Origin of the sequence: Nocardioides flavus (ex Wang et al. 2016) (assembly GCF_014653115.1) — a bacterium.
Classification (GTDB): domain Bacteria; phylum Actinomycetota; class Actinomycetes; order Propionibacteriales; family Nocardioidaceae; genus Nocardioides; species Nocardioides flavus.
The window spans coordinates 187798-212551 of record NZ_BNAD01000004.1; the positions used below are offsets into that span (position 1 = coordinate 187798).

Here is a 24754-nt window from a genome sequence, read left to right on the forward strand (position 1 = left end):
AAGGACTCATCGTGCGTTTGCTCAACCGAACCGCTGGTCGCCTCTCCCGGCACCGCCGGGGACCGCTTGCGGGTCTCGCGGTGCTGCTGCTGGGCCTCGTGATCAGCGGCTCCCTCTTCACGGCCTTCTCCCCCGCCCAGGCTGACAACCAGCCGAGCGAGACCGAGCAGGTCGCGCAGGGCAAGGAGCTCTTCCTGGCCAGCTGCTCGTTCTGCCACGGGCAGAACGGCGAGGGCGTGCCCACCGTCCGCGACGGCTACCAGCTCGGCCCGTCGCTGGTCGGCGTCGGCGCCGCCGCCGTCGACTTCCAGGTCGGCACCGGCCGCATGCCGATGGCCAGCCCGGGCCAGCAGGCCCCGAGCAAGAAGGTCGTGTTCACCGACGAGGAGATCGACGCGCTCGCCGCGTACGTCGCCTCGCTCGGCCCTGGCCCGGCGATCCCCGACGAGTCCGACTACTCCATCGAGGGACTCTCTGAGGAGGAGCGCGAGGAGGCCATCTCCCGCGGCGGCCAGATCTTCCTCACCAACTGCACCGCGTGCCACAACTTCAACGGCGCGGGCGGCGCCATGCCGCGCGGCGGGTACGCCCCGTCGCTGCACGGCGTCGAGCCCAAGTACATCTACGAGGCGATGCTCACCGGCCCCCAGCAGATGCCCAACTTCAGCAACGGCAACCTCTCCCCCGAGGAGAAGCGCGACGTCATCGCCTACCTCGGTAGTCTCGAAGAGACCCCCGAGTACGCCGGCTTCACCCTCGGTGGACTGGGTCCGGTGTCCGAAGGCCTGTTCGCCTGGCTCGTCGGCATCGGCGGACTTGTGGGTGCAGCGGTCTGGATCGCCTCGCACACGACGCGCAGCAACAAGAGCAAGGTGGACGCGTGAGCAACGACAACACCCCCTCCCCGTACGAGTCGCACGTGCCCTCGCACCGCGAGGCCGAGCCGATCCCGGACCCGGGGCTCCCCGCTCACACCTGGCGCCCGACCGACGTCGACCCCAAGGCCGAGAAGCGCGCCGAGCGCCAGATCGCCGCGATGTTCGTCGCCGCCATGGTCTTCGCCGTGCTGTTCGTCGTCGCCTACTTCTCCTTCGAGATCGGCGACAGCTGGGACACCTTCGGCGGCCTGGGCGCCTCGACGGTCACCCTGGGCCTGACCCTGGGCATGAGCCTGCTGCTGATCGGTACCGGCATCATCCAGCTGGCCCGCAAGCTCATGGCCGACGCCGAGATGGTCGAGATGCGCCACCCCGCCGCCTCCCCGCCGGAGGACCGCGAGGCCACCATCCAGGCGCTCAACGACGGACTCGACGAGGCCGGCATCGGCCGTCGCCCGCTCGTGCGCAACACGATGCTCGGCGCCGTCGGCGTCTTGGGCCTGCCCGCCGTCGTGCTCCTGCGCGACCTCGCGCCGGGCAACGCGCTCGACATCAACAAGCTGGCCCACACGATCTGGGAGCCGGGCATGCGCCTGGTGCGCGACGTCGTCGGCACCCCCATCCTGGCCAGCGAGGTCGAGATGGGCGACCTGATCAACGCCGCGCCGGAGGCGATGTTCCCCAGCGAGGAGAACGGCTACCCCGAGCTCGAGGGCGCCGAGGAGCAGGCGGAGAAGGCCAAGGGCGCGATCATCATCGTCCGCATGGACCCCTCCGAGCTCACGGAGGCCACGCAGCCGGACAAGTGGACCGTGGACGGCATCATCTGCTACTCGAAGATCTGCACCCACGTGGGCTGCCCGATCTCCCTCTACGAGCGGACCACGCACCACGTGCTCTGCCCGTGCCACCAGTCGACCTTCGACCTCGCCGACGGCGCCAAGGTCGTGTTCGGTCCGGCTGCCCGCGCTCTTCCCCAGCTGCCCATCGCGGTGGACGAAGAGGGCTACCTGGTCGCGCAGAGCGACTTCACCGAGCCCATCGGGGCCAGCTTTTGGGAGCGTGAGAAGCTGTGAGCAGCATCGACACCAGCAAGGTGGCGACCAGCAACCGCACCGACGCCGCCACCGCGTCGAAGCCCGGCCGTGCCGGCTCGCTGGCCACGTGGGCCGACGACCGCCTCGGCCTCGCCTCGGCCATGAAGAAGAACCTGCGCAAGGTCTTCCCCGACCACTGGTCGTTCATGCTCGGTGAGATCGCGCTGTGGAGCTTCGTCGTGCTGCTCCTCACCGGCGTGTTCCTCACGCTGTGGTTCAACCCGTCCATGGGTCACATCACCTACGAGGGCTCCTACGACCAGCTGCGCGGCGTCGGGATGTCGGAGTCGATGGCCTCGACCCTGCACATCTCCTTCGACGTGCGCGGCGGCCTGCTGATGCGCCAGATGCACCACTGGGCGGCGTCGATCTTCGTCGCCTCGATGATGGTCCACCTGCTGCGCGTCGCCTTCACCGGCGCCTACCGCAAGCCCCGCGAGCTCAACTGGGTCATCGGCTGCCTGCTGCTGCTGCTCGGCACGCTCGAGGGCTTCACCGGCTACTCGCTGCCCGACGACCTGCTCTCCGGCACCGGCGTCCGCGCCGCCGACGGCTTCCTGAAGGCCACCCCGGTCGTGGGGACGTACATGTCGTTCCTGCTCTTCGGCGGCGAGTTCCCCGGCGAGTCGATCATCCCGCGGCTCTACATCATCCACGTGCTGCTGATCCCGGGCATCCTGCTCGCCCTGATCGCCGCCCACATGCTGCTGCTCGTCTACCACAAGCACACGCAGTGGCCCGGCCCCGGCCGCACCGAGCAGAACGTCGTCGGCTACCCGATGCTCCCCGTGTACGCCGCCAAGGCCGGTGGCTTCTTCTTCATGGTCTTTGGCGTCATCGCCATCATGGGCGGCCTGATGTCGATCAACCCGGTCTGGAAGTTCGGCCCCTACGACCCGACCAAGGTCACGGCCGGCTCGCAGCCCGACTGGTACATGGGCTGGCCCGACGGCCTGCTGCGCATCATCCCGACCGGCTGGGAGTCGGTGATCTTCGGCTACACGATCTCCTGGAACGTGATGCTGCCGATCCTCATCCTGCCGCCGCTGATGCTCGTCATCCTGATGCTGCTGCCCTTCATCGAGGGCTGGATCACCGGTGACAAGCGCGACCACCACCTGCTCCAGCGCCCGCGCAACGCTCCGACGCGCACCGCGGTCATGGTGGCGCTGATGACCTTCTACGGCCTCGCCTGGGCCGCGGGCGGCAACGACATCATCGCCATCAGGCTCGACCTGAGCATCAACCAGATCACCTACTTCATGCGGGTGGCGATCTTCCTCGGGCCGATCCTCGCGTTCTGGATCACCCGCCGCTGGTGCATCTCGCTGCAGCGCCACGACAACGAGAAGCTGCTCCACGGCTACGAGACGGGCGTCATCACCCGCTCGCCCGAGGGCGCGTACGCCGAGCGTCACCTGCCGATCAACCCGACCTCCGCCTACACGCTCACCGCGCGTGACCGCGACGAGGTCTACACGGTCGGCAGCGACACCGACGCCGCGGGCGTGGACGCTCCGAACTCCCGCTCGGAGAAGCTGCGCGCGAAGCTGTCGTCGTGGATGTACAGCCACAACGTGCAGAAGCCCACGCGGGCCGAGCTCGAGGAGGCGCACCACCACGCCGAGCACGAGGCCGAGCTCCAGGCGGGTCTCGACCACCCGGTCGACGGTCACCAGTTCGACGACCACCGCCTGCGCGACACGACCGACGTGCCGCTGCGCGACTGAGCAACACGCACCACGCACGAGGGCCCGCCGGGATCATCCCGGCGGGCCCTCGTCGTACGTCCTCAGGACGGGTCAGCCGAGCGCGGAGCCCTGCCGCCACTCGGCCGCGGAGAGGTTCCAGTCGCCGAAGCCGTTCTCGAGGGTCATCTGCCGCTCCGAACCCGTGACCTCGACGACGTCACCGCGGCGGGTGCGGTCGTAGAGCCACTGGGCGTCGGCCAGGCTCATCCCGACGCAGCCGTGGGACACGTTGGCGCTGCCCTGCGACCCGGCCGACCACGGAGCTGCATGGAGGAACTCGCCGGAGTAGGTGACGCGCATGGCGTACTGCACGTTGGAGAGGTCGTAGTACTCCGGGTCGGACTCGTCGACGCCGATCGTGGCGGCGTTCATCCGCTTGCGGCGGAACTTCTCGATGATCACCTTCGTGCCCGAGCGGGTCTCCCACCCCGCCTTGCCGGCACTGATCGGCATGGTCCGGGCGAGGGTCCCGTTGACGAAGGTGCGCATCGTGTGGGTGCTGACGTCGACGCGGCTGACGACGGAGTCGCCGACATGGAAGTCGATGCTGCGTGACTCCTGGCCGTAGATGCCGTTGCCGGCGGGCAGGCTGTTGATGTCGAGGTCGACGGACACGTCCGTGCCGGCCTTCCAGTAGCGCGCGGGACGGTAGTGCGCCTCACGGTCGCTCAGCCAGTACCAGGAGCCCTTCTGCGCCGGCGTGCTGGTGACCCGCATGTGCTTCTCGAAGAGCGCCCGGTCGGTCACCGGCAGGTCGAAGGTGACCACGACCGGCATGCCGACGCCGACGGTCTCGCCGTCGAGCGGTGCGACGGAAGCGAAGGTCTGCTCGTCGAGGGTCAGGTCGACCGTGTGGAACCTCCGGGTCCGCTCGACGCTGCGTCCGTCGGACCGGGTCGCGGTCGCGGTGACCGTGTAGTCGGTGCCGGGCTCGAGCAGCGTCGAGGAGGTCCACGTGCCGTCGGAGACCGTGCCCTCCACCGCACCGGCCTCGGACCTCACCCGTACGGTCTCCAGCGTCCCACCGGAGGCGGTGACCGTGACGGGCGTGTCGATGGGCACGGCGGCGGGGTCGGCCCAGCTCGTCCGGAGCCGCACCGGCTCCTGCCGGGCCTCCTCAGCCGCGTTCCCGGCCCGCGCGGAGCCCTGGGCGGCCTCGCCGGGCCCCGAGGCGGCGGTGCACGCACCGAGGCCGCCGGTCAGCAGGACCATCGTCGCAGCGACCGCCGTACGACGGCGCGCGACGTGCGTGGATCCGAGCGCGCGTGAGCGCATGCGAGAAACCCCCCGTGCGGTGCCCGCCCGGTCGGGCGGTGGAACAGAAGAACCCGTCCAGAGTACGTCCTGGACGGGTTCCTCGAAAAAGCGCAGGTCAGTGAGCGTGCTCTCCGCGGTAGTACTCGAAGACGAAGCCGCACGTGACGACCGCACCGACGGTGAAGCCGATGATCACCAGCCACCAGGCCGACATCGCGGTGCCGTAGACGATCACGCCGAGGGCGAGGGCGCACCACAGGGGCCACCAGGAGTAGGGCGGGAAGAAGCCCAGCTCACCGGCGCCGTCGGCGATCTCGCCGTCCTTGCGGTCCTCGGGGCGCGAGTCCATGCGCGAGGCGTGGAAGCCGAGGTACATCGTGACCATGCCGAACAGCAGGGCCGTCATGACCAGGGCCGTCGTGCCGGTCCAGTCCTCCGCGAGGAACCAGTAGGCCGGGGTCACGACCGCCACGAACAGCGCGGTCACACCGAAGATCCATGCCTCGGCCTTCATCGGTCGTCCTCCTCGGTGTGCGTGTGGGGCTCGGCGACGCCGTCCGCACGGTCGCGGAGCATCTCCTCGCGACCGTCGACCTCGGGGGCGTCAGCCACGTCCCCGTTGCGCTCGGCCGGGTTCTCGTGCAGCTCGAGCAGCGCGATCTCCGGGTGGTGCAGGTCGAAGGCCGGCGACTCCGAGCGGATGCGCGGCAGCATGTGGAAGTTGTGGCGCGGCGGCGGGCAGCTCGTCGCCCACTCCAGGGAGCGGCCCCAGCCCCACGGGTCGTCCACCTCGACCTTCGGCCCCTTGGCGGAGACGTACACGTTGTAGAGGAACGGCAGCGTGGAGGCACCGAGCAGGAACGCTCCGACCGTGGAGATCTGGTTCAGCGTGGTGAACCCGTCCTCGGGGAGGTAGTCGGCGTAGCGGCGCGGCATGCCCTCGACACCCAGCCAGTGCTGGACGAGGAAGGTGGTGTGGAAGCCGATGAACAGGATCCAGAAGTGCAGCTTGCCGAGCCGCTCGTCGAGCATCTTGCCAGTCATCTTGGGCCACCAGAAGTAGAAGCCGGCGAACATCGCGAACACCACGGTGCCGAAGACGACGTAGTGGAAGTGCGCCACCACGAAGTAGGAGTCGGACACGTGGAAGTCCAGCGGCGGGCTGGCCAGGATGACTCCGGTGAGACCACCGAACAGGAAGGTCGTCAGGAAGCCGATCGACCACAGCATCGGGTTGTCGAAGGACAGGGACCCGCCCCACATCGTGCCGATCCAGTTGAAGAACTTCACGCCGGTCGGCACGGCGATGAGGAACGTCATGCCGGAGAAGAACGGCAGGTCGACCGCACCGGTGACGAACATGTGGTGGGCCCACACGGCCACCGAGAGCATCGCGATGCCGAGGGTCGCGGCGACCAGGCCGACGTAGCCGAAGATCGGCTTGCGGCTGAACACCGGGAGGATCTCGGAGATGATGCCGAAGAACGGCAGCGCGATGATGTAGACCTCGGGGTGCCCGAAGAACCAGAACAGGTGCTGCCACAGGATCGGACCGCCGTGCGCGGGGTCGAAGACGTGGGCACCCAGGATGCGGTCGGCCTCGAGCGAGAGCAGCGCGCCGGCGAGGATCGGGAAGACCAGGATCACGAGCATGCTGGTGATCAGCGTGTTCCACACGAAGATCGGCATCCGGAACATCGTCATGCCGGGCGCACGCATGCAGATGATCGTGGTGATGAAGTTGACGCCACCGAGGATGGAGCCGAGGCCGGCCATCCAGAGGCCCATGATCCAGAGGTCGCCACCGACACCCGGGCTGCGTACGGCGTCGGAGAGCGGCGTGTAGGCGAACCAGCCGAAGTCGGCGGCGCCCTGCGGCGTGAGGAAGCCCGAGGCGGCGATCAGGCCGCCGAAGAGGAACAGCCAGTAGCTGAACATGTTGAGGCGCGGGAACGCCACGTCGGGCGCGCCGATCTGCAGCGGCATGATGACGTTGGCGAAGCCGAAGAACAGCGGCGTCGCGAACAGCAGCAGCATGATCGTGCCGTGCATCGTGAACAGCTGGTTGTAGAGCTGGTCGTTGACGATCTGCTGCCCCGGGTAGGCCAGCTCGGACCGGATCAGCATGGCCATCAGGCCGGCGATCAGGAACCACGCGAACGACGTGATCAGGTACATCTTGCCGATCAGCTTGTGATCGGTGGTCGTGAGGATGCGCACGACCTGCTCACCCAGGGCCTTCTTGCGCTCCGGCGGCGGCGCCGCGGCGTGCGGCGTGGTGGTGGTTGCGGCACTCACTCGCTGTGTCCTTCCGACTCGTCATCGAGACCGGCCTGGTCCCGGACGTAGCTGCCGCCGAGGATCGGGGTCTCGGCGGTGTTGCCGGCCTCGGCCAGGTCGGCGAGGTAGGCCTGGTACTCCGACTGGCTGACGACCTCGACGTTGAAGAGCATCCGGGAGTGGGACACACCGCAGAGCTCGTAGCACTTGCCGGCGTAGGTGCCCTCGACGGTCGGGGTGACCTGGAGCTTGTTGACCCGGCCGGGGATGACGTCCATCTTGACGAGGAACGACGGCACGCCGAAGTCGTGGATCACGTCGGCGGCGTGGAGGTTGAACTGGATGGTCTGGTCGACCGGGATCACCAGCGTCGGGATGTTGGCACCGGTGCCGGAGGTGTAGACGTAGGAGTCGTACGCGAAGTCGGGCTCGCCCTCGTCGTCGAACGTGCCCTCGGCGGCGGGGTCCTGCTCACCGACGCCGTGGTTGAAGGTCCACGACCACTGCTGGCCGAGGACCTCGACGGTCATGTCGGGCTCGGGATCGATCTTGAGGACCTCGTCCTGGACGCGGACGGTGTGGAAGAAGAACACCACGCACATCAGCACCGGGGCGATCGTGTAGAAGACCTCGAGCGGCAGGTTGTAGCGCGTCTGCCGCGGCACCTCGTCGTCGCTGCGCCGGCGGAACTTGACCACGGCGTAGAAGATCAGGCCCCAGACGATGACGCCCGTGACCATGGCTGCGACCCAGGCCCACTTCCACAGCTCGTAGGTGAACGGACCCTCCGCGCTGGCCCGGTCGGGCATCGCGAGGTTGCGGATCTGGTGCTGGTCGGCCTCCGAGCATCCGGCGAGCACCAGCATCGTCACGCCCAGCAGCGCGACCTTCAGGGTGCGCCTCACGGGCACGCCTGGAAGGTTGGGGACTTGCAGACCCACTGATGAGCCTCTCTCTCGGTCCTTCTCGACGTACGCAAGAGTATCCCCCACACGCCACGTCGTGCGGGGCAGGGTCGGGTGTCGGCCGATCTGCGCAGGTCAGGCTCCGTACGGGCGCGAGGAGCCGGCCGGGCGTGGCATAAGTTGCCCGTGTGACTGCCGCTCCGACCGGCCCCGGCGACCTGGACGCCGCGTCGTCCACCCCGCTGCACCCGACGGCGCGCGACGTGCTGCTCGCCGCGCTCGACCGGGGGTACGCCGACCCGCGGCGCCTGCACCGTGCCGGCCGCGAGGCACGGCTCCTGCTCGACAACGCGCGCGAGGCGACCGCCGACGCGCTCGGCGTACGCCCCGACGAGGTCACCTTCACCCCCACCGGCACCCACGCGGTCCACCTGGGCCTGCTCGGCCTGGTGCGCGGCTCGCGGCGTGGTGACGGTGTCGTGCACTCCGCGGTGGAACACTCGGCCGTGCGGCACGCCGTGGCGTGGGGCGCCCGGTCGGTGGAGGTGGGCGTGATGGGCGACGGCCGGGTCCACGACGGCGACCTCGTCGAGAACGCCCTCACCCCCGGCACCGGGGTCGTGGCGCTCCAGACCGCCAACCACGAGGTCGGCACCCTGCAGGACGTGGGCGACTTCGAGCTGCCCGATGAGATCCCGCTGTTCACCGACGCGTGCGCCTCGATGGGGCGCCTGCCGCTGCCGCCAGGGTGGGCCGCAGCGGCGGGCTCGGCGCACAAGTGGGGCGGCCCGGCCGGCGTCGGCGTGCTCCTGGTCCGCAAGCGCGCGCGGTGGCGCAACCCCTTCCCCGGTGACGACCGGGTCGACGAGCGTTCCACCGGCTTCGAGAATGTTCCCGCGGTGCTCGCCGCGGCGGCCTCGCTCCAGGCCGTGGTGGCCGAGCGCGAGGAGGTCAACGCCCGCCAGCACGAGCTCGTCGACGTACTGCGCCACCGCGTCGCGGCCGAGGTGCCGGACGTCGAGGTCGTCGGCGACCCCGACCGCCGCCTGCCCCACCTGGTGACCTTCTCGTGCCTCTACGTCGACGGCGAGGCGCTGGTCACGGAGCTGGACCGTCGTGGCTTCGGGGTCGCCAGCGGCTCCGCGTGCACGGCCTCGACCCTGACCCCCAGCAACGTGCTCGAGGCGATGGGTGTCCTGACCCATGGCAACGTACGGCTCTCGCTGCAGCGCGACACCTCGCGGGCCGACGTGGACGCCTTCTGCGACGTGCTGCCCGGGGTGGTCGCCGAGATCCGGTCACGGGTGGGCCTGTGAGCGCGCCCGACCGGGTCGCCCTCGAGCTCGACTGCCGGGACGTGCCGTGCCCGATGCCGGTCATCGAGCTTGCCCGCCACCTCGGGGACGTCGAGCTCGGCGAGCTGCTCGCGGTGGTCGCGCGCGACCCGGCGGCAGTGGTCGACGTCCCGGCGTGGTGCCGGATGAAGGGTCAGGAGTACGTCCGGGCGGACACCGCCGACGACGGCGCCCCGCGCTACGTCGTACGCCGCGTCACCTGAGGGTCGTCAGGGCCGGATCGTCTGCAGGTGCGGCTCGAAGTCGGCGACCGCCTCGTCGCCGTAGGTCTCGGCGCAGCGCGCGAGGAAGGCTCCGCGGGAGATCTCGTACTCCTGCGTGCCGACCTGCTCCACGACGTAGACGGCGAGCAGGCAGCCGAGCTGGGCGGCCCGCTCGTGGCCGAGGCCCCAGCTGAGCGCGGCCAGGAAGCCCGCGCGGAAGGCGTCGCCCACGCCGGTCGGCTCGACCTTCTCGATCTCGGGGACGGCCGCGACGACGACCGACTCCTCACCCTCGCGGTCGATGCGCACCCCGGCCGCACCGAGGGTGACCACCCAGGTGCCGACGCGGGAGAGGACCTCCTCGCGGCTCCAGCCGGTCTTCTGCGTGATCAGGCTCGACTCGTACTCGTTGGAGAACAGGATGTCCGCGCCGTCGATGAGCGAGCGGATCAGCTCGCCGTCACCGAACGCGAGCTGCTGGGAGGGGTCGGCCAGGAAGCGGTAGCCGCGCTGGCGGCACTCCTCGGTGTGACGCAGCATGCCCATCGGGTCGTCCGGACCGATGATGACGTAGTCGGGCTCGCCGACGCGGTCCACGATCGGCTTGAGCTCGATCTCGCGCGACTCGCTCATCGCGCCGGCGTAGAAGCTCGCGAACTGCGCCATCGACGAGTCGGTGGTGCACACGAAGCGCGCGGTGTGGCGGGTCTCGGAGACGTGCACCGAGTCGCAGTCGACGTTGTGGCGCTCGAGCCAGGCGCGGTAGTCGGCGAAGTCCTCGCCGACCGCGCCCACGAGCACCGGGCGCAGGCCCAGGTTGCCGAGGCCGAAGCTGATGTTCGCCGCGCACCCGCCGCGGCGTACGTCGAGGTCCTCGACCAGGAAGGACACCGACAGCTTGTCGAGCTGGTCGACGACCAGACTGTCGCTGAACCTGCCCGGGAAGGACATCAGGTGGTCGGTCGCGATGGAGCCTGCAACGAGGAGGGACACGACGCGAAACACTACCTCCCGGTACGACTCGGACTACGCATCAGTAGCCAATACGGTCGTGGACATGACGACGTCCCGACGCCCCGCTCCCCTCTTCAGCGACGAGCTCGGCACACCCGCCGAGATGGCGGCCGACGGCCGTGAGGCCAAGCGGAACCTCGGCCTCCAGGCACGCCTCGAGCGCGCCGCCCAGGCCGCGGTGAACCCCGCCCCGAGCCTGCGCTTCGACGACTACCCCGACGAGGTCGGCAAGCGTGACATCCGGGTGTCCGACGCTGCCGCCCGCATCGCGAACGCGCTCCACCTGCACCTCGACTGACCCCCAGACACGACGAAGGGCCCCAGCCTGATGGCTGGGGCCCTTCGCTGTGGCTGGTGCTGCTGTTCGGCAGTCCGGGTTTCGACGCGGCCGTCACGACCTCGTACCTCGGTCGCGGGCCTTGCTCAACCTGGCCGCACCGCGGGGCTTCGCAAGCTCAGCCCCGAGCGTCGCATCAGTGGAAGCTGTCGCCGCATGCGCACGAGCCGGTCGCGTTGGGGTTGTCGATCGTGAAGCCCTGCTTCTCGATGGTGTCGACGAAGTCGATCTCGGCACCGTTGAGGTAGGGCACGCTCATCCGGTCGACCACGACGGTCACGCCGTCGAAGTCGGTGGTCACGTCGCCGTCGAGGGTGCGCTCGTCGAAGAAGAGCTGGTAGCGCAGGCCCGAGCAGCCACCGGGCTGCACGGAGATGCGCAGGGCCAGGTCGTCGCGACCTTCCTGCTCCAGGAGGCTCTTCACCTTGCCGGCGGCGACAGCGGAGAGGTTGATCTGGTCGGTGCGGCGCTCGGTGGTCTCGACCTGCTCGGTCATGTCATCACTCCAGAAAGTCTCGGGGTACTGCTTGGTCCAATGGTCGCACACCGGGGGATATTCCCCGCGTCCACTCGTGACGGGATGCTTCCGCCCGGGGTGGCGGCACATCGCACCTCACGCGGCCCCGAGCGCGCAATCTGCCGCCACCTTGGCGTGCCGCGACCTGAGGGTGGCGGCACATCGCACCTCGTACGGCGCCCAGCACGCAATCTGCCGCCACCTTGGCGTGCCGCGACCTGAGGGTGGCGGCACATCGCACCTCGTACGGCGCCCAGCACGCAATCTGCCGCCACCTTCAGGCAGCGCGACGCCGTGGAGAGGCGACCGGGATCCGGCTGAGGAACGCAGTCCGCCCGGCCGGGGTGAACAACGAGTCCTGCAGGAGCCGGTGCCACTCCCGGATCCGCGCGGGGTCGTGGGTGCGCCCGAGGGACCGGTCGGCGTCCTCGAGGACCGTCACGGCGCGGTGGATCACGTCTCCGGCGGTGTAGCCGCGGCGTACGTATCCCTCCCGGTCGACGCGCCGGTCGCGCCGCCGGTCGACGACCCGACGAGGCACCTTCTCGTGCTCGTCACCGTCGAACTCGTGAAGGGCGTTCGTCCCGACGACCCACAGGTCTGCCCTCGCCACGAGGACACCGTCGGCGTCGGTGAGCACCCACTGTGGTTCGACCTCGATGTCGCACACGACGTGGAGCACGCGGAGGAGGGACTCCCACAACGACTCCGCACGCGCGTCGACAAGGGCGAGGGCTGCTCGCAACCGACGACTCCCCGGTCGTCGCGTCGTGGAGACGGCCTCGAGGTCCTCCAGCGAGACGAGGCCGAGGCGGAGCGCTGCGTCGACGATGGCGACCATGTCGACGAGACCGGTCCAGCGAGCGGCGGCCGTCAGCGCCTCGGGGACCACCGCGACACGCAGCCCGCGGAGGACCTCGTGGGCCACGGGGTGGACGTGCCGGCTGGTGTGCACACCGTCCCGCATGGGACGCGGGTCGTTCTTGGCCAGGGCCAGGAACACCGGACAGTCCTCGGGCAACGGAGGCAGCGGCACGCCGTGCATCCAGAGCGCCGTGAGTCCAGTGAGGCAACCCACGTCCGTCATCAGGAGCTGCCAGCCCGACAGGTCGTCCTCGTCCCACGGAGGCGGGTGGTCCGCATCCACGCCGGCGCGCGCCGGCCTGTGGACGCCGTACGTCACCTGCGCCCATCTCGCGCCCCTACGGTGTCCTCTGACTGCCTCGATCTCACCCATCCCCCGAGGCTCATCGACCGACCGCGCGCTGTCGCGTGCGCTCGACCAGGGCTGGGGACGAGACCTTCCCGGGACTTCCTGTGGACGATCGGTGGCCCATGGCGGGGATCCGGTGGTGGCGGCAGGTTGCACCGCACAGACCGAAAGAGGTGCGAGGTGCCGCCACCACCGAGACCCCCGCGGAGACGGTGGCGGCAGATCGCAACGGATCGACCAGTCAGGGTGCGATGTGCCGCCACCAAGGGGCGACAGACCTGACTGGCACCAGACCTCAGCGCGACCAGGTCCTCGCGACGCGGGCGGCCAGGTCGGCGAGGGCCTCGGCGGGCGCGCCGAGCGCCCGCTCCTCCCCCACCAGCTCCACGAGCGAGTACGCCGACTCGATGCCCAGGGCCCGCATCTCGCGCGATCCCACCAGCACCTGCCCGGCGAGCGCGACGCAGGGGCGCAGGGCCTCGGAGGCGACCCCCGCGACCCCGTAGGGCACCTTGCCGGCGCGGCTGGAGAAGTCGAAGGCGCCCTCGCCCGTGACGACCAGGTCGCAGGCGCGCGCCCGCTCGGCGAGCGACACCGCGGAGGCGACCAGCTCGATGCCGGGCTCGCGGGTAGCGCCGAGGACGAGCAGGGCGTACCCGATGCCGCCGGCGGCGCCGGCGCCCTTGTCCAGGGACGTACGCCGGTCGACGGCCGCCGCGAAGGACTCGAGCCAGCCGTCGACCTCCGCGACGCGGTCCTCGGCGACGCCCTTCTGCGGGCCGAACGTCTTCGTCGCGCCGAAGAGCCCCGTCAGCGGGTTGTCGACGTCGCTGGCGGCGACCAGCGTCACGCCAGCCAGCCGCGCCCGGGCGGGCGCGATGTCGACCGCGCTCACCGTCGCCAGCTCGGCGGGCCCGCCGTCGAGGACGCCGTCGGCGGTGGCCCCGAGGGCGGCGAGGACGCCCGCGCCGCCGTCGTTGGTGCCCGTGCCGCCGAGGCCGACCACGACCGTCGTCGCGCCACCCTCCACCGCTGCCAGCAGCAGCTCGCCGACGCCCGCGCTGGACGCGGTCTCGACGGGCCCGGAGGCCAGGTGCAGGCCGGCTGCCTGCGCGCTCTCGACGTACGCCGTGTCGCCGACGCGGAGCACGACCGCGGGCACCGGCGACCCGTGCGGCCCAGGGACGGTCACGGCGACGAGGTCGCCGCCCAGCGCCGCGTGCAGCACGTCCACGAAACCGGGACCGCCGTCGGCCATCGGGGCGAGGTCGAGGTCGTCGCCGGGCGCGTGCCGGCGCCATCCCGCGGCGATCGCCTCGGCGGCCTGGACGGCCGTGAGGGTGCCGGCGAACTTGTCCGGGGCGATCAGCACGCGCATGGATGCATCCTTGCAGTGGGTGCGTCGTGCATGCTTGGGCGCATGAGCATGGACACCGCATGATCGACCCCGTCGTCGCCGAGATCACGGTCCCGAGGACCCCCACCGAGGCCTTCGTCGGCTTCACCGCCCAGATGGGCGAGTGGTGGGACCCGATGCTCAGCCCCGATCCCGCGACGTTCACCGGCATCTCGATCGACCCCAACGGTCCCGTCGCGTCGGTGCACGGCGACGAGGAGTACGTCTGGGGCCGAGTGATGAACTGGGACCCCATCGGTCACTACACCCAGGAGTTCTGGCTCGGCCACCCCGAGGAGGAGGCGACCGTCCTCGACGTCCGGTTCACCGAGGCCCCCGAAGGAACCCTGGTCAGGCTGGTCCACAGCGGGTGGATGCCCGGCACCGAGGAGCTGCGCGACAAGTACACCCACTGGGGCGACCTGCTGGAGCGCTACGCCGCCCACGTGTCGTGAGCGCTCCGGTCGTCCGCCCGATGCGCGCCGACGACCTCGGGGCGTTCGCCGAGATCACGGCGACGTCCTACTTCGAGGTCGACGCGCGCACCTACCAGCGGTCCTGGCCGGACCCTGTACGGCGACCTGCCGCCCGCAACGACCACTGGATCCGGCGCACGGGGCGGGCGCTGGTCACCGACCCCGGGGGCTGCTGGGTCGCGGAGGTGGACGGCGAGGTCGTCGGCGGTGCGGTGTCGCGCGTCCGCGAGCTCATGTGGATCCTGGCGTCCTTCGCGGTGCGCCCCGACCACCAGGGACAGGGCATCGGCACGCAGCTGATGGCGGCGGCGATGCACCACGGGCGCGGCTGCCTGCGCGGCATGTTCGCGGCCAGTGCGGACCCCGGCGCCGTACGTCGCTACCGGCTGGCCGGCTTCGACCTGCATCCGCAGATGATGCTCACCGGGGTGGTCGACCGCAGCGCCATCCCCGTCGTCGACCGCGTCCGCGACGGCAGCGCCGGCGACGTCGACCTGATGGACTCCGTCGACCGCCGCACCCGTGGCGCGGCCCACCTCGGCGACCACGAGCTGTTGCTGGAGCAGTTCCGGCCGATCGTCACCGACCACACCACCGGCTCGGGCTACGCCTACGTCGACGACGACGGCGTGCCGGTCCTCCTCGCCGCGACCAACCGGCGCACGGCCGCCGGCCTCATGTGGGAGGCCCTGGCCTCCTCGTCGCCAGGGACGCAGCTGCAGGTGCGCCACGTCACCGCGGCCAACGCATGGGCGCTCGACGTGGGCCTGGCCGCCCGTCTGGCGATCCACACCAACGGCTACCTGTGCGTGCGGCGGATGAAGCCGCCGACGCCCTACCTGCACCACGGCAGCCTGCTGTAGGTCAGGCGCCTCAGGAGGTGGACCCGGGCTCGAGCCGTCCCCCCGGCGCGACGCGGGCCGAGACCTGCGAGTCGCGTCCGACCAGGACGAGGTCGTCGTCGTGGGCGAGCCGCCGTGTCGGCTCCGCGCCGACCCGGGCGGAGCCGAGCACCTCGCAGCGCTCGTCGAGCACGGTCGTACGGACCACGGCGCCGGCGCGGATGACGCAGTCCTCCATGACCACGCTGTCGTGCACCTCCGCGCCCTTCTCGACGACCACGCCGGGGCCGAGCACGCTGCCGGAGACGAGGCCCGCGACGTCCGCTCCCGGGGACAGCAGCGAGTCGCGGCACTCCCCCGTCGCGCGTACCCGTGCGGCCGGCCGGTCCGGCCAGTGCGAGATGACGGGGCGCTCGGGGGCGTCGAACACGTCGACCCTCCCCGCCAGCAGGTCGCGGTGCGACTGGAGGTAGAGGCCCGGCTGGCCCACGTCGCGCCAGTAGCCAGTGAGCGGCACGGCCACGGCCCGGCCCGTCTCGGCCAGCCGCGGCAGCAGGTGCTCGCCGAAGTCGCCGATGCCGCTGTCGCCGTCGTCACCCTGCTCGCCGGAGAGCTCGTGCCGCAGGTCGCGCAGCGTCTCGAGCAGCACCTCGGTGTCGTAGAGGAAGATCTCGGTCGCCACCGTGCCCGACGAGGGACGCGACGGCTTGTGCTCGACGCCGGTGATCGTGCCGTCCTTCCCGGCGAGCACGACGACGTTGTCGGAGGCGTCCTTCTTGGTGACCTCGCTCGTCAGGACGGTGGCGACCCGTCCCGCGGCCACGTGCTCGTCCACGACCGGGCCGAGGTCCATGTTGAAGACGTGGTCGGCGCTGCACACCACGAGCGTGCGGGCGCCGAACGCCTCGATGTCGGCCGACATCCGCAGCAGCAGGTCGCCGTTGCCGTACGCGAAGCCGCTCTCGGTCGCCGGGCCGGTACCGGTCTGCGGGATGATCCGGCGGAAGCCGCCGCGGTTGCGGTCCAGGCTCCAGGGCCGGCCGCCGGACAGGTAGTCGTCGATGGAGGTCACCTGGTACTCCAGGGACACCCAGACGTCCACGAGGTCGGCGTGCACCAAGCCCGACATCGCGAAGTCGATGAGCTTGTGCACCCCGCCGTAGGGCAGCGCCGGCTTGGCGCGCTCCCTCGTGAGGACGTCCATCCGGGATCCCTGTCCCCCGGCCTGCACCAGGGCCAGCACCTCACCGCGTCGTGGCATGGGCCGAAGCATGGCACTCCTGCGGGTGTGGCGCGCTCACCCCCTCGGGCAGAGGGTGCACGTGCGGTGAGCGGGTGCGGGTGCCGCTGAGCGGCGGGCCTAGGATCGGGACATGAGCCTCGTCGACCTGCCGCTCCTCCCCCTCGGCAAGGGCCGCGACCTCGATGCCGAGCGTGGCGTCGAGTGCCCCGGCGACCTCCCGGCGGCGTCCGACCCCGGTCTGGTCGCCCGCGCCCGTGCGGCCAAGGAGGCGCTCGGTGAGCGCGTCTTCGTCCTCGGCCACCACTACCAGCGCGACGAGGTCATCCAGTTCGCGGACGTCACCGGCGACTCGTTCAAGCTGGCCCGCGACGCGGCCGCCCGGCCGAACGCCGAGTTCATCGTGTTCTGCGGCGTGCACTTCATGGCGGAGTCGGCCGACATCCTCACCTCGCCGAGCCAGCAGGTCGTGCTCCCCGACCTCGCCGCCGGGTGCTCGATGGCCGACATGGCCCGCCTGCGCCAGGTCGAGGACGCCTGGGACGCGATGGCCGACGCCGGCATCCAGGACGCCGTCGTCCCGGTGACCTACATGAACTCGAGCGCCGACATCAAGGCGTTCTGCGGGCGCAACGGCGGCGTGGTGTGCACCTCGTCCAACGCCGAGGTCGCCCTGGAGTGGGCCTTCGAGCAGAAGGCGCACCTCGAGGGGGGCGCCAAGGTGCTCTTCCTCCCCGACCAGCACCTCGGCCGCAACACCGCCGTCCTCCAGATGGGCACCTCCCTCGACGAGTGCGTCGTGTGGGACCCGCTGCAGCCCGGTGGCGGGCTGAGCGCCGAGGAGGTCCGCGACGCCCGGATGATCCTCTGGAAGGGCCACTGCTCGGTGCACGGCCGCTTCTCCGAGGACGTCGTCGACGAGCTCCGCGCCCAGCACCCGGGCATCAACATCCTCGTCCACCCCGAGTGCAAGCACGAGGTCGTGCTCAAGGCCGACCTGGTCGGCTCGACGGAGTTCATCATCAAGACGATCGAGGCGGCCGAGCCCGGCACCGTCTGGGCGATCGGCACGGAGCTGAACCTGGTGAAGCGGCTGGCCGACGCCCACCCCGACAAGACCATCGTCTTCCTCGACCGCAACGTCTGCTACTGCTCGACGATGAACCGCATCGACCTGCCCCACCTCGTCTGGGCCCTGGAGAACCTGGTCGCCGGCCAGGTCGTCAACCAGGTCAGCGTCGACCCCGAGACCGAGGCCGACGCGCTCGTGGCGCTCCAGCGGATGCTCGACCTGCCCGGCAAGTCGCACCGCGACTGAGACGGCCTTGCGCGCCATCAGCGACGCCGAGCGCCGACGGCGGATCGCGGTGCGCCACGGCCTCGCGTCGGCGTACCGACGCGACTCCGTCGTGGCCGTCACCGAGGCGATGACTGCCCTGCACGCCACAGAGGCCGCCACCGTGCACCTGGCGGTGGCGGCGCGGGCCGACGGGCTGACGCCGGCGCACGTCGACCACGAGCTGTACGAGGCGCGCCGGGTCGTCAAGCAGCTCGCCATGCGTCGGACGTTGTTCGTGTTCCCCCGCGAGCTGCTGCCCGCCGCCTGGGGCAGCGCATCGGCCCGGGTCGCGACGTCCGAGCGCAAGCGCATCGCCAAGGCCATCGCTGGGGCACGGATCGCCGACGACGGCGACGCCTGGCTGGACGCGGCCCGCGCGGCGGTGCTCGCGCGCCTCGCCCACGGGCCGGCCACCACCACCGAGCTTCGCAGCGCGCTGCCGGAGCTGGCCGGCATGGTCGGGGGCGACACCGACAAGCCGTACGACCGTCCTGTCCCCGTCGCCCCCTGGGTGCTCACCCACCTCGGCCTCGAGGGCACGGTCGTACGGGGTCGCAACGGCGGCCACTGGCGACTCAACAAGCCCGTGTGGACCCGCACCCATGACTGGCTCGGCCCGGTGCCGGAGGCACTCGAGGAGGCGGCGGGGTACGCCGTGCTCGTCGACCGCTGGCTGCGGACCTTCGGTCCCGGCACGGCCGCGGACCTCCAGTGGTGGCTCGGCTCGACCAAGACGGCCGTGTCCCGGGCACTGGCCGACGTCGGCGCGGTCGAGGTCTCCCTCGACGACGGGTCGACCGGCTGGGTGGCCGCCTACGACGTCGACGAGACCGGGCCGGTCGAGCCGTGGGCAGCGCTCCTGCCAGCGCTCGATCCGACCGTCATGGGCTGGAAGGCACGCAGCTTCTACCTCGACCCCGCGCACGTCCCCCACCTCTTCGACACCAACGGCAACGCCGGCACGACCGCGTGGTGGGACGGACGCGTCGTGGGGTGCTGGGTCCAGGACGACGCCGGAGCAGTGCACCTGTCGCTCCTCGAGGACGTCGGACCCGCCGGGGCTGCGGCCCTCGAGCACGAGGCGGAGCGACTGACCGCTTGGCTCGACGGCGTCGTCGTCGGCCAGCTGTACGCCTCGCGCCTGATGAGGCAGGCCAAGCGCTAGGACCCCGAGGCTCAGCCGACCACGCGCGGCAGCTCGAACCAGAAGACCGACCCGCCCCCGGGCCGCTCCTCCACCCCGATCGAGCCGCCGTGGGCTTCCACCGTCCGTCGGCAGGTGGCCAGCCCGATCCCGGTGCCGTCGACCGTCTTGTCGAGCCGGGCAAGGGGGGCGAAGACCCGCTCGCGCTTGTCCTCGGGCACCCCGCGTCCGCGGTCACGCACCTCGACGCGGTGGCGGCCGTCGAGCGTCACGGCCTCGACCTCGATGTCGGGCTCCGCGCCGTCCCGGGTGAACTTGGCGGCGTTGTCGAGCAGGTTCATCAGGACCGAGCGCAGCTGGGCGGCGTCGCCGCGGACGGACGGCAGCGAACCCGTCCGTACGCACTCGCGCGGAAGCCGGCCGGCGAGGTCGTCGAGGGCCGCGGCCAGCTCCGCGTCGAGGTCGACGACGTCGTCCCCCGGGGCCGCGCCCTGGGAGGCGAACTCGAGCAGGTTGCTGATCAGCCCGCTCATCCGGTCGACCCCGCGACGCGCGCGCGCGATCGTGTCGGCCTGGTAGGAGTCGGTGACCTCGAGCTCGAGCGACTCCAGGGACAGCGAGATCGAGGTGAGCGGGTTCTTGAGGTCGTGGCTGACCTGGCCGGCGAAGTGGGCGAGCCGGTCGTTGGAGGTGGTGAGCCGGGCGATGACGTCGCCGAGCCGGCGCGACGCGAGCTCGAGCTCCAGCACGTCGACCACCCGGTCGGCGAGCTGCTCCAGCCCCTTGGCCGCCTCCGGGGTGACCTCGTGCGCCTCGTCGTCGAACACGCACAGCGTCCCGATGACGACGCCCTCGGGCGTGCGCAGCGGCTGCGACCCGTAGTAGCGCACGTGGGCGAGCTCGCCGTTGGTCCACGGGCTGTCCGCGAACCGCTCGTCGCGCCCGGCGTCCTCCAGCATGACCGGGCGGCCCGACTCGACCACGACACGGCACATCGACTCGTCCATCGACGTGTCGCGGCCCTCGAAGCCCGCCGTGGCCACCGGGTGCTGGACGTCGCTGCTGAACAGGTTGACCGCCGCGTAGGGCACCCCGGCGAGCTGGGCGGCGAGCTCGACGAGCGACTCGAGCTCGCGGCGGGGCGGCCCGGACAACACGTCGTACGAGGCCAGCGCGCGCTCGCGGAGCCGCCCGTCGTCCGGGCGGCTCACAGGCCCGGCGCCTTCCAGACCGCCAGCCACCGCTGCGGGTCGGGTTCCATCGGCAGCTCCTCTCCCAGCAGGTCGCGCACGGACAGCTCGAGCAGCGTGTCACGGGACTGGTCGCCGGTGGGGGCGAACGGGTAGAACGTGCCCTGCTTGTAGAGGTAGGTGAGCCCGAACCGCTGCCCGGAGGCGTTGCGGAAGGGGACCATCGAGCACAGCAACCCTGCGTCGAAGCCGTGGAGCTCGAGGGTGGTGTTGACGGCGTGGAGGTCGGTGCACAGGCCGGACAGGTCCGACGTGTCGCCCGTGACCACGAGCCAGGTGAAGCCGAAGTCGTCCCGGGACACCTCGACGTCGGGGGCCTCGGCGTCGTCCCGGAGCAGCGCGAGCACCTCGTCCTGGGTCTGCACGAAGGCGGCCCCGGCCGCCGCGCGGTAGCAGACCGAGCCGGTCCCGGTCGGCTCGAAGCCGAGCGCCGTCTGCAGCGTGACGGCCGCGCTCGGCACGAGGAAGAGGGCGTCGAGGTTGTTCCTCCTCGGTTTCGTCCGCGCGCGCAGCGCCTCCCACAGACCCATCGTCCGCCCTCAGCCGGTCGGCCGGCCGAGCTCGGCCTGGATCCGGGCGAGCTGCTCGAGGCGCTGCTGGAGCGGCGGGTGCGTGGCCGCCAGGCCGCTGAGGCCCCCGCTGAGCGCCGGGACGATGCAGAGCGCGCTGGCGGCACTGCCCGCCCGCAGGTCGCGCTGCGGGGTCACGGCCGCCTCGCCGCTGATCTTCTGCAGCGCGCTCGCCAGCGCGGCCGGCTTGAGCGTCAGGTAGGCGCCGGCGCGGTCGGCGCTGAGCTCGCGGTAGCGCGAGAGCAGCCGCAGCAGCAGGAAGCTGACGGCGTACACGACGAGGCTGACCACGACCGCCACCAGGACGACCGGGAGGCTGCTGCTGTTGCGCGAGCGGCCCATCCCGCCGAACTGGGCGAAGCGCATCAGGAGGCCCGCCGCGATGCCGGCCGAGGACGCCACGGTCATCACCAGCACGTCGCGGTGCGCGACATGGCTGAGCTCGTGGGCCAGGACGGCCTCGAGCTCCTCGGCGTCGAGCGTGTGCAGGATCCCGGTGGTGACGCACACGACGGCACGGTCGGGCGAGCGTCCGGTCGCGAAGGCGTTGGGCACGGCGAGGTCGGAGACGCCGACCCGCGGCTTGGGCATGTCGGCGAGCGCGCAGAGGCGGTCGATCATGCCGTGCAGCTCGGGAGCCTCCTCGGGCGTCACCTCACGCGCACGCATCGCGCGCATCGCGACCGTGTCGGAGCTCCACCACTGCCAGAACGCCAGGCCGATCGCGACGACGGCCACCACGACTGCGCCGCCCGGGCTGCGCACGTAGGACATCACCAGGACCACCAGCCCGACGAACAGGGCGCCGAGCAGGAACATCGTCAGCGTCATCCGGGCGGTGAGCCCGGAGTCCTTGATGAAGCGCGACGTGGCCACCGCTGCGGGGCCTTCAGCCAGGGATCAGGCCGTCGTCGCCCAGCAGCTCGCGCACCTCGTCGATCGTGGCGTCCGGGGGCGGCAGGATCAGGTCGGACTCGTCGAGGGACTCCAGCGCGTGGTGCGTGCCGCTGGCCCGTACGGCGGACAGCAGGCCGTGCAGAGCCGTGCGGAACATCGCCTCGTCGCCCGACTCGACGGCCTGCTCGATCTGGTTGTCGAGGCCGTTGAGGGCGTCGAGGGCGTGGTCGTCGAGGTCGTACTGGCCCTCACCGAGGATCCGGACGATCATGCCCGTCCGCCCTCGCCGTTCTCGCCCTCGGCGCGCACCGACTCGGGCTCGGCGGCCAGGATGTCACCGCCGGACTCGGAGCCCTCGATGGCCTGCGGGGTGCTGGCTGCCTTGAGCCGGGCCAGCTCGGCCTCGACGTCGGAGCCGGAGCTGAGCGCGTCGAGCTCACGCGAGATGTCGTCGCCGGCGTTGAGCTGGGAGGCGTCGTCGAGGGCACCGGAGGCGATGAGCTCGTCGATCGCCTGGCCGCGGGCCTGCATCTGGGCCGTCTTGTCCTCGGCACGCTGGATCGCGAGGCCCACGTCGCCCATCTCCTCGCCGATGCCCGACATCGCCTCACCGATGCGCGTCTGCGCCTCCGCGGCGGTGTAGGTCGCCTTGATCGTCTCCTTGCGGGTGCGGAAGGCCTCGACCTTGGCCTGCAGCCGCTGCTGCGCCAGGACCAGCTTCTCCTCCTCGCCCTGGAGCGTGGCCTGCTGCTCCTTGAGCGCGGTGATCTGGGACGCCAGGCCGGACTTGCGGGTCAGCGCCTCGCGGGCGAGGTCCTCGCGACCCGCGCCGATGGCCTTCTCGGCCTGTCCCTGCAGCTTGGCGGCCTGCTGCTCGAGCTGGTTGACCTGGAGCTCGACCCGCTTGCGGCTGGTGGCGACGTCGGCGACGCCGCGCCGCACCTTGGAGAGCAGCTCGAGCTGGCGCTGGTAGCTGTAGTCGAGGGTCTCGCGTGGGTCCTCCGCCTTGTCCAGGGCCTTGTTGGCCTTGGAGCGGAAGATCAGGCTGATGCGCTTCATGAGACTCATCGGGGTGGAGACCCTCTCTTGGTCATGCGGGGGTGCTGGCGGAGACGTCTGGGACGTACGGACTGTGTCCTCACCCTAGGACCAAACCCAAGCCGGAGGTAGGCCATCGGCGCGACACCGGTCCCGGCGGGTCGCGGCGATAGGCTGGACCCCGCATCCGACCCGGACGCCGCTCCGGCCCGGTTCCCCCTCGAAGCCCACGTGAAGGCAGCACCCGTGTTCCGTCGTTCCAACCCCGAGCCGCAGGCCCCCGCCACCGACGAGAAGGTCGGCGGCAAGGGCCGCCCCACACCCACCCGCAAGGAGGCCGAGGCAGCGGCCCGGGCCCGCGCCAAGGTCCCGCGGACCCGCAAGGAGCAGGCCGCCGCCCAGCGCGCCGCCCGGGGCGACGCGTCCCGCAAGATGCGCGAGGCGATGAAGACCGGCGACGAGCGCTACCTGCCGCGCCGCGACCGGGGCCCCGTGCGCCGCTTCATCCGAGACTTCGTCGACTCGCGCTTCTCGTTCATCGAGCTCATGGTCCCGCTGCTGATCGTGTCGATGGTGCTCGGCTACTCCGGCAACCCCTCGATGGTCCAGCTCGGCAACACGGTCCTGTTCACCACGCTCCTCGTGATCGTCTTCGACATCGTGATGCTCCGGTTCCGGCTGCGTCGCGAGCTCAGTCGCCGCTTCCCCGACGAGCCCACCAAGGGGACCACGCTGTACGCCGCTATGCGGTCGCTGCAGATGAAGTTCTTGCGCCTGCCCAAGGCGCAGGTCAGGATCGGCGAGAAGCTGCCCGAGCACTACCGGTGAGCGTGCGATGACACACAGCCACTCCGGCGGACCGACCGCCGACGTCTCCGTGCGCGTGGCCTGGGCCGACGACGCCGACGCGATCGCCGCCGTGCAGGTCCGGGCCTGGCCCGAGCTGTACGCCGGCCTGCTGCCCGCGGACCTGCTGCCCAGCGACGTCGAGGCCGTCGCGGCCCAGTGGCGCCAGTCGCTCACCCGTCCGGCCGACGCCCGCAACCGGGTGCTGGTCGCGCTCGAACGCAACCGTGTCGTGGGCTTCGCGCTCACGTCCCCGGCGACCGACCCGGACTGCGACCCCGTCGCGGACGGCGAGCTGGCCGAGGTCACCCTCGACCCCGCCGAGCGCGCCAAGGGCCACGGCTCGCGACTGCTGCAGGCCGCCGTGGACACGCTCGCCGCCGACCGCTTCAACCGGGCGGTGACCTGGGTGAACTCCGGCGACGACGCCCTGCGCACCTTCCTCACCGACGCCGGCTGGGCGCCCGACACCGCCCATCGCGAGCTCGACCTCGACGGGACCGGCGCCACGACGGTCAAGCAGGTACGACTCCACACCGCCATCGCCTGAGGCACCAACCGAACTCCACCCCTGCGGCTGCTTGATTTTTTTGTGACGCGCGTCACTATGGAGTGCCGGCCATTTCGCCGGCCGACCACGGGGGTCCAGATGCTCGGTCCGCTTCCCGCACTCCACAAGCTGGTGCTCGTCCTGGCCGCACTCGTCGTGTGCGTCGGCATCGGGCTCTGGTTCGGCGCCATCCCGGAGGTCCCGCTCAACATGCGTCTCGGCCTCCTCGCGGGTGCCGCGACCGGCGCTGCCGCGGCCTTCGTGCTGGTCCACGACTTCCACCACCGCGAGACCCGCACCGCCCGGGTCCGCCGGCGATCCCACTAGCCGGCGGCCCGCCCCGGGCGCACCGGCCGGGAT

27 protein-coding genes are annotated in these 24754 nt (G+C 71.1%); 13 read left to right on the forward strand and 14 right to left on the reverse strand.

Annotated elements, in window-relative coordinates:
- Positions 1-11: 11 nt before the first annotated feature.
- From qcrC to qcrB, 3 genes are read left to right on the forward strand one after another with little or no spacing between them, the layout of a single operon-like run.
- Positions 12-884: a cytochrome bc1 complex diheme cytochrome c subunit gene (gene qcrC / locus IE200_RS09570; protein ID WP_191279245.1), complete on the forward strand. Its 873-nt coding sequence runs from the start codon at positions 12-14 to the stop codon at positions 882-884.
- Positions 881-1954 (forward strand): cytochrome bc1 complex Rieske iron-sulfur subunit, encoded by a 1074-nt coding sequence (qcrA, locus tag IE200_RS09575; protein ID WP_191279246.1) that lies wholly within the window; start codon positions 881-883, stop codon positions 1952-1954. The genes qcrC and qcrA overlap by 4 nt, the downstream gene beginning before the upstream one ends.
- Before the next feature lie 5 nt (positions 1955-1959).
- Positions 1960-3705 (forward strand): cytochrome bc1 complex cytochrome b subunit, encoded by a 1746-nt coding sequence (qcrB, locus tag IE200_RS09580; protein ID WP_407940983.1) that lies wholly within the window; start codon positions 1960-1962, stop codon positions 3703-3705.
- 72 nt (positions 3706-3777) lie between these two features.
- Here the strand turns inward: qcrB and IE200_RS09585 are convergent, their stop codons facing one another.
- The 4 genes from IE200_RS09585 to ctaC form a co-directional block, all read right to left on the reverse strand.
- Positions 3778-5001: a L,D-transpeptidase gene (locus IE200_RS09585; protein WP_229856348.1), complete on the reverse strand. Its 1224-nt coding sequence runs from the start codon at positions 4999-5001 to the stop codon at positions 3778-3780.
- A gap of 97 nt (positions 5002-5098) precedes the next feature.
- Positions 5099-5497: a cytochrome c oxidase subunit 4 gene (locus IE200_RS09590; RefSeq protein WP_191279247.1), complete on the reverse strand. Its 399-nt coding sequence runs from the start codon at positions 5495-5497 to the stop codon at positions 5099-5101.
- Positions 5494-7281 (reverse strand): aa3-type cytochrome oxidase subunit I, encoded by a 1788-nt coding sequence (gene ctaD, locus IE200_RS09595; RefSeq protein WP_191279248.1) that lies wholly within the window; start codon positions 7279-7281, stop codon positions 5494-5496. The genes IE200_RS09590 and ctaD overlap by 4 nt, the downstream gene beginning before the upstream one ends.
- Positions 7278-8168 carry an aa3-type cytochrome oxidase subunit II gene (ctaC, locus tag IE200_RS09600; RefSeq protein ID WP_229856349.1) on the reverse strand — a complete coding sequence of 297 codons (891 nt, stop codon included), beginning with the start codon at positions 8166-8168 and terminating at the stop codon, positions 7278-7280. Before ctaC ends, ctaD begins: the two co-directional genes overlap by 4 nt.
- A gap of 188 nt (positions 8169-8356) precedes the next feature.
- Between ctaC and IE200_RS09605 the strand changes: the two genes are divergently transcribed.
- Positions 8357-9484 (forward strand): cysteine desulfurase family protein, encoded by a 1128-nt coding sequence (locus tag IE200_RS09605; RefSeq protein ID WP_229856350.1) that lies wholly within the window; start codon positions 8357-8359, stop codon positions 9482-9484.
- Complete coding sequence (locus IE200_RS09610; RefSeq protein ID WP_191279249.1) at positions 9481-9726, forward strand: sulfurtransferase TusA family protein; 246 nt, start codon at positions 9481-9483, stop codon at positions 9724-9726. Before IE200_RS09605 ends, IE200_RS09610 begins: the two co-directional genes overlap by 4 nt.
- Before the next feature lie 6 nt (positions 9727-9732).
- On the opposite strand, the gene IE200_RS09615 is transcribed toward IE200_RS09610, so the two are convergent.
- Positions 9733-10719, reverse strand: a complete 987-nt coding sequence (locus tag IE200_RS09615) for a carbohydrate kinase family protein (RefSeq protein WP_191279250.1) — start codon at positions 10717-10719, stop codon at positions 9733-9735.
- Positions 10720-10783: 64 nt separating this feature from the next.
- On the opposite strand from IE200_RS09615, the gene IE200_RS09620 reads away from it, so the two are divergent.
- Positions 10784-11038, forward strand: a complete 255-nt coding sequence (locus IE200_RS09620) for a hypothetical protein (RefSeq protein WP_191279251.1) — start codon at positions 10784-10786, stop codon at positions 11036-11038.
- A 175-nt stretch (positions 11039-11213) separates the two neighbouring features.
- On the opposite strand, the gene erpA is transcribed toward IE200_RS09620, so the two are convergent.
- The 3 genes from erpA to IE200_RS09635 form a co-directional block, all read right to left on the reverse strand.
- Positions 11214-11573, reverse strand: coding sequence for an iron-sulfur cluster insertion protein ErpA (gene erpA, locus IE200_RS09625; protein ID WP_090971856.1), 360 nt, complete (start codon positions 11571-11573; stop codon positions 11214-11216).
- A 298-nt stretch (positions 11574-11871) separates the two neighbouring features.
- Positions 11872-12777, reverse strand: a complete 906-nt coding sequence (locus IE200_RS09630; protein WP_191279252.1) for a hypothetical protein — start codon at positions 12775-12777, stop codon at positions 11872-11874.
- Between the two features lie 325 nt (positions 12778-13102).
- The gene (locus tag IE200_RS09635) at positions 13103-14185 is read right to left on the reverse strand and encodes a glycerate kinase family protein (RefSeq protein ID WP_191279253.1); all 1083 of its coding nucleotides are present in this window, start codon (positions 14183-14185) and stop codon (positions 13103-13105) included.
- Positions 14186-14244: 59 nt separating this feature from the next.
- Here IE200_RS09635 and IE200_RS09640 point away from each other — a divergent pair, with 59 nt between their 5' ends.
- Both IE200_RS09640 and IE200_RS09645 read left to right on the forward strand, forming a co-directional pair.
- Positions 14245-14658, forward strand: a complete 414-nt coding sequence (locus IE200_RS09640) for an SRPBCC family protein (RefSeq protein ID WP_191279254.1) — start codon at positions 14245-14247, stop codon at positions 14656-14658.
- Entirely contained in the window at positions 14655-15542 is an 888-nt protein-coding gene (locus tag IE200_RS09645) for a GNAT family N-acetyltransferase (protein WP_229856351.1), read from the forward strand. Before IE200_RS09640 ends, IE200_RS09645 begins: the two co-directional genes overlap by 4 nt.
- A gap of 10 nt (positions 15543-15552) precedes the next feature.
- Here the strand turns inward: IE200_RS09645 and IE200_RS09650 are convergent, their stop codons facing one another.
- The gene (locus tag IE200_RS09650; RefSeq protein ID WP_191279255.1) at positions 15553-16782 is read right to left on the reverse strand and encodes a glucose-1-phosphate adenylyltransferase family protein; all 1230 of its coding nucleotides are present in this window, start codon (positions 16780-16782) and stop codon (positions 15553-15555) included.
- Between the two features lie 112 nt (positions 16783-16894).
- On the opposite strand from IE200_RS09650, the gene nadA reads away from it, so the two are divergent.
- Entirely contained in the window at positions 16895-18079 is a 1185-nt protein-coding gene (gene nadA, locus IE200_RS09655) for a quinolinate synthase NadA (protein WP_191279256.1), read from the forward strand.
- Positions 18080-18086: 7 nt separating this feature from the next.
- Positions 18087-19265 (forward strand): winged helix DNA-binding domain-containing protein, encoded by a 1179-nt coding sequence (locus tag IE200_RS09660; protein WP_191279257.1) that lies wholly within the window; start codon positions 18087-18089, stop codon positions 19263-19265.
- An 11-nt stretch (positions 19266-19276) separates the two neighbouring features.
- On the opposite strand, the gene IE200_RS09665 is transcribed toward IE200_RS09660, so the two are convergent.
- From IE200_RS09665 to IE200_RS09685, 5 genes are read right to left on the reverse strand one after another with little or no spacing between them, the layout of a single operon-like run.
- On the reverse strand, positions 19277-20455 hold the full coding sequence (locus tag IE200_RS09665) for a sensor histidine kinase (RefSeq protein WP_191279258.1): 1179 nt from the start codon (positions 20453-20455) through the stop codon (positions 19277-19279).
- Positions 20452-21024, reverse strand: coding sequence for a PspA-associated protein PspAB (pspAB, locus tag IE200_RS09670; protein ID WP_191279259.1), 573 nt, complete (start codon positions 21022-21024; stop codon positions 20452-20454). Before pspAB ends, IE200_RS09665 begins: the two co-directional genes overlap by 4 nt.
- Before the next feature lie 9 nt (positions 21025-21033).
- The gene (gene htpX / locus IE200_RS09675; RefSeq protein WP_191279260.1) at positions 21034-21939 is read right to left on the reverse strand and encodes a zinc metalloprotease HtpX; all 906 of its coding nucleotides are present in this window, start codon (positions 21937-21939) and stop codon (positions 21034-21036) included.
- A gap of 13 nt (positions 21940-21952) precedes the next feature.
- Positions 21953-22231 carry a PspA-associated protein PspAA gene (pspAA, locus tag IE200_RS09680; RefSeq protein WP_191279261.1) on the reverse strand — a complete coding sequence of 93 codons (279 nt, stop codon included), beginning with the start codon at positions 22229-22231 and terminating at the stop codon, positions 21953-21955.
- Positions 22228-23028 (reverse strand): PspA/IM30 family protein, encoded by an 801-nt coding sequence (locus IE200_RS09685; protein WP_229856352.1) that lies wholly within the window; start codon positions 23026-23028, stop codon positions 22228-22230. The genes pspAA and IE200_RS09685 overlap by 4 nt, the downstream gene beginning before the upstream one ends.
- A gap of 216 nt (positions 23029-23244) precedes the next feature.
- Between IE200_RS09685 and IE200_RS09690 the strand changes: the two genes are divergently transcribed.
- The 3 genes from IE200_RS09690 (at position 23245) to IE200_RS09700 (ending at position 24721) form a co-directional block, all read left to right on the forward strand.
- On the forward strand, positions 23245-23826 hold the full coding sequence (locus tag IE200_RS09690; protein WP_191279262.1) for a DUF3043 domain-containing protein: 582 nt from the start codon (positions 23245-23247) through the stop codon (positions 23824-23826).
- A 7-nt stretch (positions 23827-23833) separates the two neighbouring features.
- Positions 23834-24394 (forward strand): GNAT family N-acetyltransferase, encoded by a 561-nt coding sequence (locus IE200_RS09695; protein WP_191279263.1) that lies wholly within the window; start codon positions 23834-23836, stop codon positions 24392-24394.
- Positions 24395-24493: 99 nt separating this feature from the next.
- Positions 24494-24721 carry a hypothetical protein gene (locus tag IE200_RS09700; protein WP_191279264.1) on the forward strand — a complete coding sequence of 76 codons (228 nt, stop codon included), beginning with the start codon at positions 24494-24496 and terminating at the stop codon, positions 24719-24721.
- Positions 24722-24754 lie beyond the last annotated feature (33 nt).